Raw genomic sequence first — 15,561 nt, forward strand, 5'->3', positions numbered from 1 at the left:
TGGCATCACTCGGTGTGTGTTGAGGTGGAGGTGCGGCGGTCGTGGCGATACAGCCAGATCAGCGGAGGCAGTAAAGTGAGCAGCGCGAAGCTGTCGAACCACAGATGCGACCAGACCTGCGCCTGGAGGGAAATCAACATGTCCTGCGGCGCCCAGAGCACGATGCCGGCAATCAACCAGCCCCATGCCATAGGGGTTTTAAGACGATGGCCGAAGTGCACGAGGGCGAGCATGTAGAGGGAATAGCTTTGCAGCGTGGCGCCGAATAGGGCGAGCCACCAGACTTGTTGCGCGCGGGCGGCGGTGGGTACGGTGTCGGCCAACCAGAAGGCTTTTTCGATAGTTTGCAGATACCCGTCGAGCAAACCGGAATGGCCGGCCCAGGTCAGCAGGATGCTGACGAGCAGATGCGCCAGTGCGGCGGCGTATAGCCAAACGACCAGGGCTTGGCGAAGGGTATTTGAGGGGACTGGCATTCCGTGTCCTGAGGTCTTCCTTGAGGGGCGCAAGTCTAAAGGAAATCGGGAGATTCAGTGATTAATCACGGGGCCCGTCTCGCCTCTAAAATTTCTAATAGAAAGTCGACTAACAACCATCGGCATCGTTGCATTGAACCCAGCCCCGAATTTCCTTTCCTTTGGGGGTTTTAAACATGATTTGCAGCCACCCGGCCTCAACCCCTTCCTGCAACACCGAGTCGCCCTTGATCAAATACATTTTCGTCATGTCCGCCAAAACGGGCAAACTGTGAATCGAGGTCTTTTTGTTAATCGTGAGCGTCACCTTGTCCCCCGCTGCCCAGCGTTTATAGGCGGCAGAATTGAGTTTGGCGACGATCCCCTCAGCGGTTTTATAAGGGAACGTGTAGATCAACTCCGACGACTCGGAATCGCGCGCAATATCGCCGCCATTACCAAAATAATTCGACAGCCGCTCATCTCTCACATAACCCACCGCCGTACGGGAATACGCATGAGTGGTGTAATACTCGCCCAAATAATTAACGCCCGTATCAGCTCTGATTCCGACCGCATGAATGACGAATAGCATCGGCTCGGCTTCGGGTTCAGCCTGCGCAAAGAAAGCCGCTTGCACTCGTCCAGTGGCCGCCAAAAATGGCAGGCCGCCTATGTTCTTATTTGTACCATCGGCACAATTTACATAATCGACGTTGATGGCGACGTCATCGGCGTCTTGGGATTCGTCTTCGGGCAGTTTGGCGTGGTTGAAAACGATAGAGCCCGAGTCTGTGTTGAGCGCTGGGAATGCTTCACTTTTTGGGGGTTCGCAGGTGATCCTGGAAAGGATCTTTTTCAGGCTTGATCTCTCGCTTTCATAAAAAGTATTGCACTGAGAAACAACGACAAAGCCCTGTGCTGTTTCTGCTTGAAGTGTGTTGCAGATTAATCCGAACCCTTCAACACCGCCCGGCCCAGGATAAATGACGTTTTTCATGTCCAGCAGCTTCCAGCCTTGCTGCTGCATCGACGCTTTGGCTGTCGCCGTAGCGTCCGAAAACTCCATGATTGATTCAGCATCAGGCAGTTCGATCAGCTTGTTGTAGCGCCGTGTATTGTCGATTCCGACAACCGCCAAAATGTCCTGCAGATTTTTCCCAGTGACAATGACAGTGGGGAGACTATCGAAGTTGTTGGCGTAGTCCGGCTGGTTACGGGGTACAAGCTTGAGTACGTTCACGCCCCCTTCCTGAACGCAGCTTGCAACCTTCAGTTCTGTTTGAGGCACGTCGAACGGGCAAGGTTGATCTTCAGCGAACGCATCCGTGCCGCCAAGGAACAGGCTCAGAACAACGGCGCCCATCAGCGCCGCCGTGAAGCCGTATCCTTTTTTAAAAATACAATCCATGTTGATCACTCAAAAAACCTACGGTTTAAACGGCTCAGGTGTCGTGTTTAAAAACGCTCAATCATCCGCCTACGTAGACGTCGACACCATCGGACATTTCCTTCAACACGCCGGGCTGTTCATGAACTATCCAGCGCTCGCGCTCATCGATAACCTCTGTTCGTCACCGCAAAATCGGTGACACGGACGTGCAAGTCCGGCGGGATACACAATGGTTATGGTAATTCATCGAGCATTTTTCTATGCTCGCGAACCGTTATGGCGGCTGTGTATGGGAGACCTTCGGGTCTGCCGGGTAATCCCGCCGGTCTTGCACACCTATGCACAGCTGCCACCTCTTTCGAAGTGCACGCGAAACGGTGTCGGCTCCTTAATTACGGGATTACATCTATGTTCAAGCCAACACCAAATCCTCCTGAAAACGAAGCCACATCCCCCTACGAATCCTTCGATTCCAGAAAACTCCACGAAGCCGCTGAACGCGCCCTCGACCATCATTTCGCCCCACCCCCCAACGAAAAACCCAAGCGCAAAGGCAAGCTCTTCACCGTCTCCCCCGACATCGACACCGAAGCCCTCCTGGCCAACGCCTCAGAAGACCTGAAATCCATCAGTGCCATCGCCGCCGACCTGGCCGACGACATCGAAGGCACCCGCCGCTCAGTCGCCCTGGCACTCAGCAGAATTGCGGATGGGGCGCAGTTGTTGGTGGAGCGAGCGCTGGATCATATTGATTTGCCGAATCCGGCGGAGCATCGGGCGAAGGCGTAGCGAAAAATATGAAGGGGACTTAACGTCCCCTTCCTCAGCGTTATACCTGCACCGCGAAATTTACAGGCAGTGACTGGCCTTTATGTCTGAGCCTTGCGAAACCAAACGCTTCACGCCGTCGCTACCCCCCGGGCTACCTTTATCAGCTGACATCTGATAACAGGCCAACGCCCGGGACATATCCTTTGTTCCCAATTCACCACTCTCAAAAGAAGACCCCAGGTAGTTCATCGCCTCTGTGGATCCCATGGAAACCGCGCGAATAACTTCCCTTTCTGCCTGCTCGGGGTGGAGGCAAGGGCCGTTATAGTCGGTGGAATTACCGTTACAAAAATAAGTGGCATAACCCAGCGCGCCGCTCGCTGTCGTCGATGCCGCTTTGAACAAAGCCTCAACCTTGCTGGTTTCCAGCTGAGGTGCCATCTGCGAAAGACTTAAGCTTGCCGCCGACAGACTCGCCTGTGGATCACCCGACTCTGCAGCACAGACATAGTTTTCCAGTGACGCTTCAATCAACTCCCCAGTCAGACGGTATCGTTCAAGAAACCCCAACCCACCCAAGCCCTCAGCACGTTGATAACAAAGGTTCTCCGCGCGGCTCATTCCGGGTCTATCGGGTGCGACAAGCTCCTTCTCGCTGATCGACCAATCCTCAATCCCCACCAGCGACCAACACGACTTTTTAGCAAAGTTAAAAATCTTGATATTGCTGTTGCCGGCCCGTTTATCCACAACGTTCATGTGAGCGTCATCGACTGTTTCGATCTCAACCCCTTCAGTCTTGCCTTCCATCGCAGCCATCAACGGAAACATCAAACTGGAGCCAGTCTCCGCAGTAATTTGCGGTTCAAATTGACCAGGGTCCGAGGTGTGCTTCAATACCAATATTTTTACCGCCAGTGCGGTTAGGCGCTTCTGGGACTCAGCACTGGCGGAGAACGCCGGCAGAAACTGAGCAAAGCTCTGGGATGGACACGAGACGTCTGATCCTCGCCCAACAGCTGAACCACTCATGATCTCGGGCGCGATATTGTCCAGAAAGACTGTACGCTCACGGCTCATTCTTGCGATGCAATTGTTCACCGTCGCTACATAGGCGGACGTGCCTGGCTTAATCTCAAACGCTTCGAGCGGACAATTCGCATCGCGCAATTTTATCCACACACGCTGCGCTTCTTTGACCTTCGCCGTATACGCCGCCCCAGTCTCGGGTTCGGCTCGGTACTGCGCCTCGAGTCGAGCCATCAGTTGGTGGTAACTGCTATTCAACTGCGAATCGGCAGCGTCCTTCGCGACCTCAGAACACCTGTCAATTTGCTCGCTTACGGTGATCTCGTTGCAATCATCCTGCGCAAACGCAGTGGGCAAACCTAGCAGGCCACTAAGTGCTGCTCCAATGAGGAGCCTAATAAATCGATTCATCCAAATCATCCTTGCTGTTTTTTTCAACACCCCCTTAAGAGGGGTTATGGCGTATTCAGGTGTTTTTTCACGTAAGCCTTTATTGAGGCGGCGTCCTTATAAGCAAACGTCTGTGGCACACCGTCACTAAAGCCGTCAATCCCGCTTAAGTACCTATTAGCCTGAATCAACTGATTGGGGATCAACCTACCATTGCTATGTCGCGCATAGGCATAAACTTGATACAGCGTACCGTAGGTACCAATACCTCTACTGTTAATTTCCCAAGAAACCAAAACAAAGACATTCTTTACATCCTGAACCGGATAAAAAAATATCGATTCGACCTTAGGTGGCGAACCGGCAACATCATATTTATCAACTAACTGTCTAGCCGATACTCCATCGCTGTTTTTCACGTCGAGGACTAAAGACACGGGATACTCTGTATCTCCCGTTTCCAAAACCGACAATTCCGCATTTTCGACGACAGTTGTTTTATAGGGACCATTTATTACCACCCCCCGCAGATAGAGGCTATCATCCTGAGCCACGGCGACCCTACAGAACATAAATACCAACAATACAAAACAAAATTTACGCATCGTCCTTTTTGCCTCTCATCGTTGTAAATAACTAATTTTTGCTAGGCGTAATGGCCTCAAATGACGCCTTTATATCAGATAACTTAGGATCACTTCTCAGGTTAGACCTAGGTACACATGCAGAAAATTTAACCGTGGCATCTTTCACACCCTTCAACCCATAGAAACAGTCGAACCACAGGCCTGTTTTGTCTAACGAAAATTTGTTCTTGGCAGCAGCGATGTCTCCATCAGAGTTCCAAAGCATAAAAGGAGACATTGTTACTCGGACGGCAGCAGAACCCGATGCCGAGGAATGAACAAAATCTACCGAGCCCGCCTCAGACTCTTGATGTAATGCATCGTCAACGGCATAGCTGTATATATACTTACCATGACTATCAAAACGCCCCGACGCACTCAAACTCTTCTCAAACTCAACCGGCTCCACAATGAAAACGTTCTCCTCAGTCAGTATATCTGGATTTAAATTAACGTTCGAAACCAAGTCCCCATAGCACACCCCATTCTCAGCTCTCACGTTCAATTTAAAACCAGGAATCTCTGGAATTACAACTCCACACACATCCAGAGACTCGGACTGAGCCACCGACGAAAGCGTAATAAAAGACAAGCCGCCAAGCAACATGAACAACACTTTCATTATAACGATCTCTTACGAGAAAACGGAGACAGACGACGTTTTCAGATCATTATTGAATCGTGGTCTGTCCCATTTCATTTGTTTCCGATCAAACCTGTTGTATCACGATCCTGCTGCACACATTCCATCCTGGATATCTGGCTTCCTGTTCCTATCCCCTGACTGATACCACTCAGCAAGCAAATCGCTTGCGCAAAAAGCGTTTTTCGCAGCATCGAAATAAAACGCCACAGTGTGGTTCACCATCGCGCCACGGTTGGCCAAGAAAACCTCCAACTCGTACACGACATCCGGCAGCGCATTTTTCCTGTCGTTCTTCAGCGTCGGTGGGCCTTTGAACTTGCAGGGGACGCCCACAAATACTTCATTTAGAAGACCCACCTGATAGGTAAAAATCGAACAATTGCCTATCGAGTCCTCAAACGTCGCGGCCCCAATAACACTCCCCTTCCAACTCACCGAGCCATTTGGCATCAGGCGAAGCTCCTTCGCCGACATATGATTTTCCTCCTCAATGGCGGCGATCATGGCAACGGGCAATGAGGGTTCTACGTTCAAACTGGAAGGCTCGGCATTATCGGGCACTAGTTCTAAACCCTTGCTTCGCTCTCTAGCGCGCTCCGGAATTTTTTGCTGCTTGCCCGACAACACCATTAATTCCGAATATTTTTTGTAATGTCCTGACGCAATGCGCTTTTCGTCCCGCCCCCAATAAGCGTCAGCCAGATTGAGATAGGCAACTGCACGTTCAGGACTGTTAGATATCACCTTTTCAAGTAACCAGATAGCATCATCATTAAATCCAGCTTGTTGCCAATAGTAGGCAATATCATTGTAAGACTGCTGCTCAGACTTAGAGTAACTATTCTGACCTATATAACGCTCAACAAATAAGCGCTTAGGGAAGTCGCGAAAATGCTTTTCATCAAGGTATAGTCGAGCCGTAGCTTTTTTAAACTTGCTCAACGCCTCGGCTTTCACACTTAAATCAACCCTTTGAACGAGTTCTTTCTTTGTTTCACAGTCGGTTGTGTCGCAGGACTTTGGCAGCTTTGAATCATCAACCGTGTAACAATAAGGTTGAGAGGCGCCATCGGGACTTGGCATTTTACGCAATTTCACTAGCGCCCCTTGCGAATTCGGCGACATTGAGCAATAAGGTACCAAGCCAAAAACATCTGATACTCCCACCTTATTCTTTTCAAACTCTGCAGAACCCAATACTTTACTTGCCTCAATCAGGGCGACCGAAAAATTATCGGGCTTGTTCACAAGCCAAAACGTATTTTCTTGCGATGTACAGTTACATTCGCAACTGAGCACATACTGGTCAGAACGCATGTCCCATCTGGTTCTGGCCACTTCACCTAAACCACAATAATTATCAACAGAAGCAACAGTACAAACATTGGTATCTGGATCGCAGTTAAGCTTTCCAGCATCCGCCCAAACATGTCCAGCGGCTAAAACCAGAGAGACCGCTAACGCGATCGACTTTACACTTACCATTTATTGCCCCAAATCATTTTGAAGACTCAAAGCGGAAAACGGGGCCAGACCACGTTTTTCAGATCATTATTGAATCGTGGTCTGTCCCTATTTCACCGTTTCTCACTTCCTTTTCACTTAAAATCTTCGGCACTTTTCGGAAGCGCCTCGATACCTTTTAAGGCGTTCCTATTGATAAATGCGTAACCGCCCGCCTCACAAGATTTTCTAAAAGTAAGCGCCCCATCTTTTAAAACGGTCAAATAGCTTCTAAACGCTTGCGCAACAAGATATGTATACCTCCCATTATAAAACTTGATTATATTCAAGTTTGCGCTACCTTCAGAGGCGTTTACTACATAAAACCGTCCTTTCGGAGGCACTTTACTCTGGGGATATGTAAGCTCTAATTTTTCAGGCACACCATATCTATACTGCACATATCCAGAACTGGGCTTATTATTACCAAAAGCACATACCGATACAATTTCCCCACCAGGGAGCGGACAACTGAAATAAATATCTTCCTGTGACTCGCAAAGCGTAACCTCTTCTTCCTCTGCAAATGCTGACGAGATAAAAACCCCAAATACCCCAATTGCAAACAAAACCTTAAGGCTATTCGATTGGAACATATCATCTCCTAATATACCAAGGGACTGATTTATTTATCGAAAGCTAAACGTACCTCATAAATAAATCAGCCTCCTTTTCGCCTCAGATATTTGCTCACAGCTAGTGCTGCCAAACAAAAAGGCAAACGAGGACAGACCACGTTTTTCAGATCATTATTGAAACGTGGTCTGTCCCCATTTTCACCCAAATCTGTCCCCTTTTATTCGGCAGCATGCTAATTTCGATCTTTAGCGCGATATGCAATAATCCTTATTTTTTACCGATGCAGGTATACGTGAAGATTTACCAAGCGCATTCATCTTATTGACATAATTCTTGTAAAGCGGACAAGCATCGTCCTTCATACCTAAATCCCAATAAGCATCTGCCAGATTCAGTGTAGCAACCACTCTTTCAGGGTACTTTTGGTGAATTTTCTTCAAAAGCATTGCTGCCAAAGCGGTCTCTTTATTACGGTATAGATAATAAGCATAATCATTGATCGTTCCAACATTGCCATCTTCAACGATTAATGTCATTTCATATACCAAATCTTTCGGAATACTTATTCTCTCCCCACCTGTACCGGGCCGAAAAAACAGCACCCCTTTCTCCCCTTCGGGCAACTTCTTCATTACATACTTGAAGTCTTTCTTAATTTCTGCAACCTTATTATCTTCACTCATATTTTTGACAACCGGCCCATTGCCAACAAACTGAGAAAACTTTACGCAACACTCAATGCGACGAACATCAAATACACGAGGAAATCTATCCTCGCTTGGCACACTCTCGCCGCCAATAGAATATTTTTCATCCCGATCCGGCTCCTCCCAACCCGATATTTTGTATAGCACAAAATCATTAAGATTCAGATCCCATCTGAAATCGTATTTCGTCATTAGGGTATTGCGAGGGTAATAGTCAATCAGCAGTGAAAAATCACCTGGCATATACCCACTAGAAAGCCCACCATCGCCGAGCTCAAAACTACCTTTTATTTTTTTATCACTACCACCAATGCCGATCGTAATATTTGAAAAAGTCTCGTCTTCATTGGAAGAAAACACAGAATATTGATCACATATCCCATCGACATTCAGATCGACTTCACACTGGGTGGCTGCCTGCACGGCGCCAAACACGGAAAAAAGAATAAAAACAAACAAAACCTTCATCAAAGCGACCCTCCAAGAGCAACTATTCGAGCTTCAGCGTGCTGTTTCGCGACAGAAGCGGTGCGGCTTGATGCGTAGTATTTCCGCGTAGTATTGCCACTCACAGACGAGTCTGAATTATATAGCTCAATAAAACGCTTATACCCTATTATCGCTTGATTTCGGTCTGCAGCTTTCCCACTAGTACCTCCTCCTGGATCGCTCCATAGCCCCCAAGCAAATGAAAACTTCGCATTTTTATATGCTTTGCTGTCAGCCAACTCATAGATGCCAAACCTATTAAGCTTGGCGCACCCTTGTATTTCTAATGTTTTAAGAAAAAAACGGGGACAGACCACGTTTTTCAGATCATTATTGAAACGTGGTCTGTCCCCATTTCACTTTTATTGTGACTTAACCCTAGCAATAAGTTTTTTATAGGCCAAATTCAGCTTTAGGTCAGATGACTCTTTGGCATATTTAACACATTCATCAACTTGCGCACTTACGGTTATATTTTGACAGTCCAGCTCTTCAGCTAAAGCGAAACGAGAAAAAAACAAACAAACGAGCAGAATTTTAATATTCATAACAGTTTCCTATGAAGGAAAAGGGGACGGATTTATTTATTGGCGACCGCATCATCATAAATAAATCCGTCAACTTTTCACTTTCAACCTCCACTTATCTTGACTCACCTTCATACAGCTTCGTTTCTGAATTGAAGCGCCAAAGATGGGGAGTAGTCAGCGGCATTCCATCTCTGTGCATAATTTGATCTTGTTTATCTCTATTATAAGAATGGATCTGAATATCTTTATATGGAGTATTCTCTGGATGGCTATCTAGAACTTTTACATCTGCAAAGTAATCACCTCCCACATTCCTCAGAAAGCCTTGGCACTGGACAAAAAATCCGTAAGTAAAATCACCACTGGAACCCGCGCTAGAATATGAAAGAAAAATAAAGTCCTTCACTCCATCACCATTGAAGTCTTCGTTATAGACGATTTTCCCTTCCTCAATTGAAAATTTCTCATCCTCAATCCGTGAAAGCAAATCGATTGTGCGTGAGTCTTCGGTCCACTGCGATAAAAAATGCTTAGGCCCTTCCGTGGGATAACAGACATCTACAGGGGCAGCGCGAGCAGCAGTAGCAAACAAAGCAAGAACAAAAAAGTACTTCATATATAAATTCGCTCTTTTCGAATTTGCTGCGAGACAGGCCAAACCTCCACATAACTGTTAAAGCTTGCCCCACCCCCTTTCATCTGCAATTCAATAAACTGTTAAAGGAAACATGAAGAAGCTATATTTTTTATTATCACCAGATTTTGATATCCACTCGCCTTTATAGCCATCACCATCTGCCTTACCAACAAACTGAGCCCGCGGGCTTTTTCCACCAGCTGCGTACTCAGTCAATTTCATGCTTCCTGCTTCGACACATCCATCAAAAACAATTTTCTCGGAGGAGCTCTTATATTTATAACTCCCTTCACTAGCACATGAAGTATTTTTTATGTCGCCGAGAAACCAGGTACTTTTGGAAACTCTTCCGACATACGTGATGGCCGTGCCATCAGACTTCAGCTTGCAGTTCGAATAACAAGCCATCTGAAAAAAATCGGGCTTATCCGTGTCGAAAAACAAATACGTAGCTGAATCGGCTGTTTCCCCTGCGCTATAAACAGGGATATTTATAGCGATATCTACACCCATGGACGAATCAGGCGTTTCTTTTCTTAGCTTCAGACTATTTCTGGCAGCTTTTCCACAAAATGCGCTTACTGCCGACTCACTAAATGCTTGATCCTTTGCATTGATTAGACTTCCTTCGCCGGCTCGGCATTCATATCCATACCAAGCAGCTACCGATGCCGCTGAAATGACCTGAGAAAAACTGTAGATCCTATCGACCACAACTTGCTGCTTACTGTAGGAGAATACTACCCAGCTACGGGACTTAGAGGATGAAAAGTCCAAATGTTCCAGAACATATTTATCACCATATATATAAAGCCAGTTAGCGCTCATCATCCCCGTATCCTCAGAGATTTCTGATAGCTTTTCACCTGTAACAGCATCAACTAAAAAACCGTCTTCATTGAGTACAACTTTGCAAGCTTGTGATTTTTCTTTACCGGCGCACGAATCATGACTGGGAAAAAATGGCTTCGCGTAACTTAAGGCGGGAACCAGAATGGCTAAAATCAAAACTAAAATCTTCAATTTTTAATTCTCTCTAAAAGATTTTCAAATTTTTGGGCATAAAATGCAATTACGTTTTTCTTGTCAGTCCCATTAATGATTCGACGAGCCGTAACATAATTTTTATTTCCAGGAGATAAATGCGCAGCAAGTGTCTCTCCTGCTTTGAATACCCCGCCCTTCATTCCGCCAATCATAATTCTAGTTGCATATTCTAACTCTAAAGCCAAATCTGGATTATTTGTGAAATCTATCCCCAAGGCTGCAGAAAACTTTTCATAGTTAGCTTTCCAGGTTATCTGACTAAGCCCACGACCCCGATACTTGTAGCCATCACCAATTTCAGTATTATGATAGTCCCTCGCCATAGCGGCCCTACGCCCTGTGGGGCCAGAACCGTAATCTATTTCAGCTTTTTCTTCACTGATTTTTTCAGCAATAGGGGCGAAGAAAACAACGCGATTAAAATCGTATGCCTCCACACGAATTGTGGCTAACATATAGGCCAAGTAAACATCATTGCACTCATCAAAGTACTCACCCCGCAACTTCATCATCATCGCCAATAGCTTTTTCAGATTTTCCTCTGACTCTTGATTCAGAGAATAAGCCAGTGAAACATGAGTCACGTTGTCGTCTTCGAACCAGCCAAATACATGCCGATGTTCTTTTTTGTACTCTTCAACGAACTTCTCTATATTTAAGCACCCGCAAGAATACTTCATACAATTTGATATCAAGCCAACAGGGTGAATATGCTGTACGCTAGTAGTAGCAGTTATTCCATGCTGCCCAACCAACTTCGCCCACCAACTTAACCGTTCAATTCGTACCTTTTCTTCTACCCAAGCTTTATGAGGGTCAGAATCGCTGTGGCCAATAATTTCATCCAGGGCATCCCAGTTTTCTTTTTTGTAGTCCCATTCATTCTCATAACGCGTCACCATCTGCGATATGGGTTGAGAGAACCACGGTTTGCCCAACGCCTCCGCAATTTCAGACGGCGCCAGCTTTTTATCCCCATTCCTGTCGAGAATCTTGTACAGCGTCTCGCTAACAGAACCAGCGAGGGCGACCTCTACATTCGGAAGATACGATTCACGCTCTTGTTCATCGAGCCTATCTTGGGCATGCAGAAAAGCTGCTAGGTGGTCGACATTGCTCGTGGTTTCGTCAATAAATTTGAACCCATTCCATTCAAAAGGAGAGTGCCGCGAGAGCACTGTGTCGGGTTCTGCAAACCATCCATCAATTCCATTACCGTCTTTGTCACCTAATAACCCATCTAGGCGCCACCAATAGGTGGTGGAGGTCGATGTACCCATCACAACAGATTCTTTGATTTTCTTCTCCGCTGGCAATGCTTCAAGCAATCCAACAGGAATATAGAAGTCATACCCCACTTTATTACCTGGATCTGCTGCTTTAGGAGGGGTCGCGGCATTCATGTGTGGAGCATGAGTAACTAACCACGTGTCTACTGGTATCTTGACTAATGTCTTTTCAGCAGCGGGTAGGCCGACAGCCTTTTCTTTACTTTTACTAGTAAAAGATTTCACGTCCTCACAGCTGAAAACTTCGAGATGTAATAAATTCTTCGGGGCGGCATCTGCATGGGTCTGGTATTTTCCAACATGCCCCAACACCTCACCGGCCCTAATTTTGAAGGCCTGAGCCAGTGGAACTACCTGCCCAATAGGGGCATGGGGCTCGTTCTTGGCCTCCAAATCTTCAAGCCAAACAAATCCAGGCAATTTACCGTCGCCACCAGCCTTTAGAACTGGAATAGGCTGACCGCTTACGATCTCTACCAGCTTGCGATATTGTCTTGCGGCTTGTTCGTCGCTAATCCTAATCTGCGTACCCGCCGGTAAAAACGCGATCGGTTGCCCACTGCTAGTAGCATCGCGAACGTTAGCGCCGCTCTTTTGGTCTGGAGGAGCGTCTTTTGCTTCCTCTCCTACCAGATAGCTCTCACCCCCCAGATGTTTCATTTGCCCCTTAAATACCCATCCAGTGTTGACAGCCAAGCTTGGGAACTCAGGAGTGACGCTTACTACTTCAAGCCAGTTTTGGTTAGACGGTGCCGGTTTGGTGAGAATCTTAGTACCACGGGGTAGTACGGCCAAAATGGGTGTTTGAGACGAATTTCCTTCACGAACCCTAAGCCCCAATGATTTGGTTCGAAGATTTTCCTTTACTTGATAAAGGCCTTTCCCCCAGAAACCCGGTGGTTTAAGCGTAGGATTCGTTTTATAGGTTTCCCAATCAAGTAGGTGCATATAGAGACTGAAGAAAGTCAGGCTCGGCCCAGTTGCAGCAGCCGCACCGGTAGCAGGAGCTGGCGTAGAAGGTGACGGAAGTTCAAGTCGATGCTTCACCAGCACAAACCCCGTCGAATAAACCGAGTGCGCCGAGCCAAAATCAGAAGTCGGATATTTCTCGTCAATTCGGTATGCGACGACCTCTCCATCAGCGATGCATCTGACCTCCGTCAAATCCTTCACCAACCCCGAAGCTTCATCGAAGTGAACACCACCATGCCAAAGGCCATTTGCCCCCAATGGGTAGTAACCATCTTTAGCTTTGGCTAACGCTTTGTAGAACTGCTGCGGATCGGTCGCTTCGGCTGTCCCTACTTTCAGGGGATACGACCATTTTTGAATTTTGTTTGTTGTCTCTGTCATTACCAATTACCTGAATTCTGATCCTTGGTGGCTTGGATTGCCGTCAATGTCTTACCCGGAAAAATTGAGCATTCGTTTCGGTTTGCGTTTGACCTGTTCCTCAGGCGCATTCCCCAACGCCTGATCCATCAAACTCCCCGCCTTATCCTTATCCGCAGCCCCCGGCAGCACCGGTGGCTTAATCCCAATCCCGGTCCCACTCCCCGCCGATCCACCCGCATTAATCTTCACCACCGGCCCAACCACGGTAACCCCACCGGCATCGAGCTTGATGAAGCTTCCGCCCGCTTTTACCGTCAGTTCCATCCCTGCTTCGATGACGATTTTGTCCCCAGCCTTCAGGTGAATCTCCTTCCCGGCACTGGTCAGCTGCGCAGTCCCAAGCTTGATATGCTGGTTCTGCCCAATCGTCAGGTGGTCATCCATCCGCGCTTCAGTCTTGCGGTCGGCAATCGTGGTGCGGTGCTCTTCGGCTTTCAGCTCGGTGTAGGTGTTCTTCACCACCGTATCGTGGCGTTCATTCCCCACCCGAATCTTCTGGTCGTGCTCAATGTTTTCATCCCAATCCCGCTGGGCATGAATAAAGATCTGCTCCGCCCCTTTCTTGTCTTCAATCCGCAGTTCGTTGTACCCGCCGCCCCCCGGTGAGCTGAGGGTTTTGAAGACGGTGCGGGTTTTGTTCGCTGGCAGGTCGTAGGGAACCTGGTTTTCCTTGTGGTACAGGCAACCGGTTACCAGGGGTTGGTCGGGGTCGCCTTCGAGGAAGGTGACGAGTACTTCCATGCCGATGCGCGGGATGGCGATGGCGCCGTAGCGGTCGCCGGCCCAGCTCGAAGAGACGCGCAGCCAGCAGCTGGTTTTGTCGTCGGCCAGGCCTTCGCGGTCCCAGTGGAATTGCACTTTGATGCGGCCGTATGGGTCGCAGTGGATTTCTTCTCCTTTGGGGCCGGTGACCATGGCGGTCTGGCTGCCGAGGACGCGGGGTTTTGGGTGTTCCAGGGCCGGGCGGTAGAACACGTTCCACGGGGTGGCGAGGAAGCGGTTGCGGTAGCCCTGGTGGAAGTCATCTTTGTTGTCGGTGGTGTCGCTGGTCACCGCCTCTTCGAGCACTTGCGGCTGTTTGCCTTCGTGGACGATTTCGGTGAGCAGCCAGAGGTCGTTCCACTCGGTGCGTGGGTGGTCGGACATTTCCAGGAAGTGGCCGCTGACGAGGGTGGTCTGGTCGCCATGGCCTTCGGCTTGCTGGTAGTCGGCGCGGTGGCGTTCGAGGGCACGTTGGCTGAGGAATTTGCCGCGGGCACGGTCGAGGAAGCGGCCGGGGTAGTCGTAGTCTTCGAGGTCCGGTTCGGTGCTTTCGCCGTCGGGCTTGTACGCCGCTTCAAGTCGCAGGTTGGGCTTTTCGAAGTCGTAGTCGCGGCGGGTGACGCGGCCGGTGCGGGTTTCCAGGCGCAGCTTGAAACCTTTGATCACCGGCTCATCGGCGACCATGCCGCTGCCTTGCACGTAGGCGGTGGGCTGGCCGAGTTTCGGGAACACGGTCTGGTCGTCGCCGAACACCAGCAGGTGGGCTTTTTCGCTGTGCTGGAAGTGGTAGTGAATGCCTTCTTCTTCGCACAGGCGCTGGACGAAGTGCAGGTCGGTTTCGTCGTATTGCACGCAGTAGTCGCGGTCCGGGCACGGGGTGCTCAGCTGGAAGCGGTAGGCGTTGCCCTTGATGCCGTGTTCTTCGAGGATCAGGGCGATGATTTTCGGCGCCGACATCTGCTGGTAGATGCGCTGGTTGGTACGGTGATGCAGGTATTGCAGGTGCGGCACCAGGGAGATTTTGTAGCGGGTCAGGCGCTTGCCGGCATCGCCTTGGGCGACGCGGTAGATCTGGCCGTGGATGCCAGAACCCTTCGGATCAAACGCCAGAAAGGCTTGCTTGTGCAGGAGTTTTTCCAGGTCCAGGTCCGGGTTTTCGCTGACCAGTTCCAGGTCGAAGCGATACGGCTGGCTGATGCCTTCGGTGCCGGTGAACGACAGCACTTGCAGGTCGCCGACGTAGTCTTCGACTGTGAGGCTGAAGTGCGTTTCGTTAGCTGAGTTGAACATTGCTTGCTCCCTGTTCGGTAGTC

The 15,561-nt window shown here is 48.8% G+C and carries 14 protein-coding genes; 1 reads left to right on the forward strand and 13 read right to left on the reverse strand.

Translation table 11 applies throughout. The features are described 5' to 3' along the window. Positions 1 to 5: 5 nt before the first annotated feature. Positions 6 to 476: a cell division protein gene (locus LOY28_RS29035; RefSeq protein ID WP_258612850.1), complete on the reverse strand. Its 471-nt coding sequence runs from the start codon at positions 474 to 476 to the stop codon at positions 6 to 8. Between the two features lie 109 nt (positions 477 to 585). Beyond that, on the reverse strand, positions 586 to 1,866 hold the full coding sequence (locus LOY28_RS29040; protein WP_258614523.1) for a hypothetical protein: 1,281 nt from the start codon (positions 1,864 to 1,866) through the stop codon (positions 586 to 588). Positions 1,867 to 2,256: 390 nt separating this feature from the next. On the opposite strand from LOY28_RS29040, the gene LOY28_RS29045 reads away from it, so the two are divergent. Then, entirely contained in the window at positions 2,257 to 2,637 is a 381-nt protein-coding gene (locus LOY28_RS29045; protein ID WP_258612851.1) for a DUF6124 family protein, read from the forward strand. Between the two features lie 60 nt (positions 2,638 to 2,697). Here the strand turns inward: LOY28_RS29045 and LOY28_RS29050 are convergent, their stop codons facing one another. The 11 genes from LOY28_RS29050 to LOY28_RS29100 form a co-directional block, all read right to left on the reverse strand. Beyond that, positions 2,698 to 4,059, reverse strand: a complete 1,362-nt coding sequence (locus LOY28_RS29050) for a lysozyme inhibitor LprI family protein (RefSeq protein ID WP_258612852.1) — start codon at positions 4,057 to 4,059, stop codon at positions 2,698 to 2,700. Between the two features lie 44 nt (positions 4,060 to 4,103). Beyond that, positions 4,104 to 4,592 carry a hypothetical protein gene (locus LOY28_RS29055; protein ID WP_258612853.1) on the reverse strand — a complete coding sequence of 163 codons (489 nt, stop codon included), beginning with the start codon at positions 4,590 to 4,592 and terminating at the stop codon, positions 4,104 to 4,106. 82 nt (positions 4,593 to 4,674) lie between these two features. Further along, complete coding sequence (locus tag LOY28_RS29060; protein WP_258612854.1) at positions 4,675 to 5,286, reverse strand: hypothetical protein; 612 nt, start codon at positions 5,284 to 5,286, stop codon at positions 4,675 to 4,677. 102 nt (positions 5,287 to 5,388) lie between these two features. Next, entirely contained in the window at positions 5,389 to 6,795 is a 1,407-nt protein-coding gene (locus LOY28_RS29065) for a M48 family metallopeptidase (protein WP_258612855.1), read from the reverse strand. Between the two features lie 113 nt (positions 6,796 to 6,908). Beyond that, complete coding sequence (locus LOY28_RS29070; RefSeq protein ID WP_258612856.1) at positions 6,909 to 7,409, reverse strand: hypothetical protein; 501 nt, start codon at positions 7,407 to 7,409, stop codon at positions 6,909 to 6,911. A gap of 228 nt (positions 7,410 to 7,637) precedes the next feature. Further along, positions 7,638 to 8,567, reverse strand: a complete 930-nt coding sequence (locus tag LOY28_RS29075; RefSeq protein WP_258612857.1) for a tol-pal system YbgF family protein — start codon at positions 8,565 to 8,567, stop codon at positions 7,638 to 7,640. Between the two features lie 383 nt (positions 8,568 to 8,950). Then, positions 8,951 to 9,136, reverse strand: a complete 186-nt coding sequence (locus tag LOY28_RS29080) for a hypothetical protein (RefSeq protein WP_258612858.1) — start codon at positions 9,134 to 9,136, stop codon at positions 8,951 to 8,953. 94 nt (positions 9,137 to 9,230) lie between these two features. Further along, positions 9,231 to 9,734, reverse strand: a complete 504-nt coding sequence (locus LOY28_RS29085; protein ID WP_258612859.1) for a hypothetical protein — start codon at positions 9,732 to 9,734, stop codon at positions 9,231 to 9,233. Positions 9,735 to 9,824: 90 nt separating this feature from the next. Beyond that, on the reverse strand, positions 9,825 to 10,778 hold the full coding sequence (locus LOY28_RS29090) for a hypothetical protein (protein WP_258612860.1): 954 nt from the start codon (positions 10,776 to 10,778) through the stop codon (positions 9,825 to 9,827). After that, complete coding sequence (locus tag LOY28_RS29095; RefSeq protein WP_258612861.1) at positions 10,775 to 13,444, reverse strand: hypothetical protein; 2,670 nt, start codon at positions 13,442 to 13,444, stop codon at positions 10,775 to 10,777. Before LOY28_RS29095 ends, LOY28_RS29090 begins: the two co-directional genes overlap by 4 nt. Before the next feature lie 51 nt (positions 13,445 to 13,495). Continuing rightward, the gene (locus LOY28_RS29100; RefSeq protein ID WP_258612862.1) at positions 13,496 to 15,538 is read right to left on the reverse strand and encodes a type VI secretion system tip protein VgrG; all 2,043 of its coding nucleotides are present in this window, start codon (positions 15,536 to 15,538) and stop codon (positions 13,496 to 13,498) included. Between the last annotated feature and the right edge of the window lie 23 nt (positions 15,539 to 15,561).

Origin of the sequence: Pseudomonas sp. B21-017, from assembly GCF_024749245.1 — a bacterium.
Taxonomy (GTDB): domain Bacteria; phylum Pseudomonadota; class Gammaproteobacteria; order Pseudomonadales; family Pseudomonadaceae; genus Aquipseudomonas.

What these genes read in the sequence shown, in the direction of transcription:
- LOY28_RS29050 (WP_258612852.1), bottom strand. Translation starts at nt 4,059, where the DNA reads ATGAATCGATTTATTAGGCTCCTCATTGGAGCAGCACTTAGTGGCCTG.
- LOY28_RS29060 (WP_258612854.1), bottom strand. Translation starts at nt 5,286, where the DNA reads ATGAAAGTGTTGTTCATGTTGCTTGGCGGCTTGTCTTTTATTACGCTT.
- LOY28_RS29070 (WP_258612856.1), bottom strand. Translation starts at nt 7,409, where the DNA reads ATGTTCCAATCGAATAGCCTTAAGGTTTTGTTTGCAATTGGGGTATTT.
- LOY28_RS29080 (WP_258612858.1), bottom strand. Translation starts at nt 9,136, where the DNA reads ATGAATATTAAAATTCTGCTCGTTTGTTTGTTTTTTTCTCGTTTCGCT.
- LOY28_RS29045 (WP_258612851.1), top strand. Translation starts at nt 2,257, where the DNA reads ATGTTCAAGCCAACACCAAATCCTCCTGAAAACGAAGCCACATCCCCC.
- LOY28_RS29095 (WP_258612861.1), bottom strand. Translation starts at nt 13,444, where the DNA reads ATGACAGAGACAACAAACAAAATTCAAAAATGGTCGTATCCCCTGAAA.
- LOY28_RS29075 (WP_258612857.1), bottom strand. Translation starts at nt 8,567, where the DNA reads ATGAAGGTTTTGTTTGTTTTTATTCTTTTTTCCGTGTTTGGCGCCGTG.
- LOY28_RS29100 (WP_258612862.1), bottom strand. Translation starts at nt 15,538, where the DNA reads ATGTTCAACTCAGCTAACGAAACGCACTTCAGCCTCACAGTCGAAGAC.
- LOY28_RS29035 (WP_258612850.1), bottom strand. Translation starts at nt 476, where the DNA reads ATGCCAGTCCCCTCAAATACCCTTCGCCAAGCCCTGGTCGTTTGGCTA.
- LOY28_RS29065 (WP_258612855.1), bottom strand. Translation starts at nt 6,795, where the DNA reads ATGGTAAGTGTAAAGTCGATCGCGTTAGCGGTCTCTCTGGTTTTAGCC.
- LOY28_RS29040 (WP_258614523.1), bottom strand. Translation starts at nt 1,866, where the DNA reads ATGGATTGTATTTTTAAAAAAGGATACGGCTTCACGGCGGCGCTGATG.
- LOY28_RS29085 (WP_258612859.1), bottom strand. Translation starts at nt 9,734, where the DNA reads ATGAAGTACTTTTTTGTTCTTGCTTTGTTTGCTACTGCTGCTCGCGCT.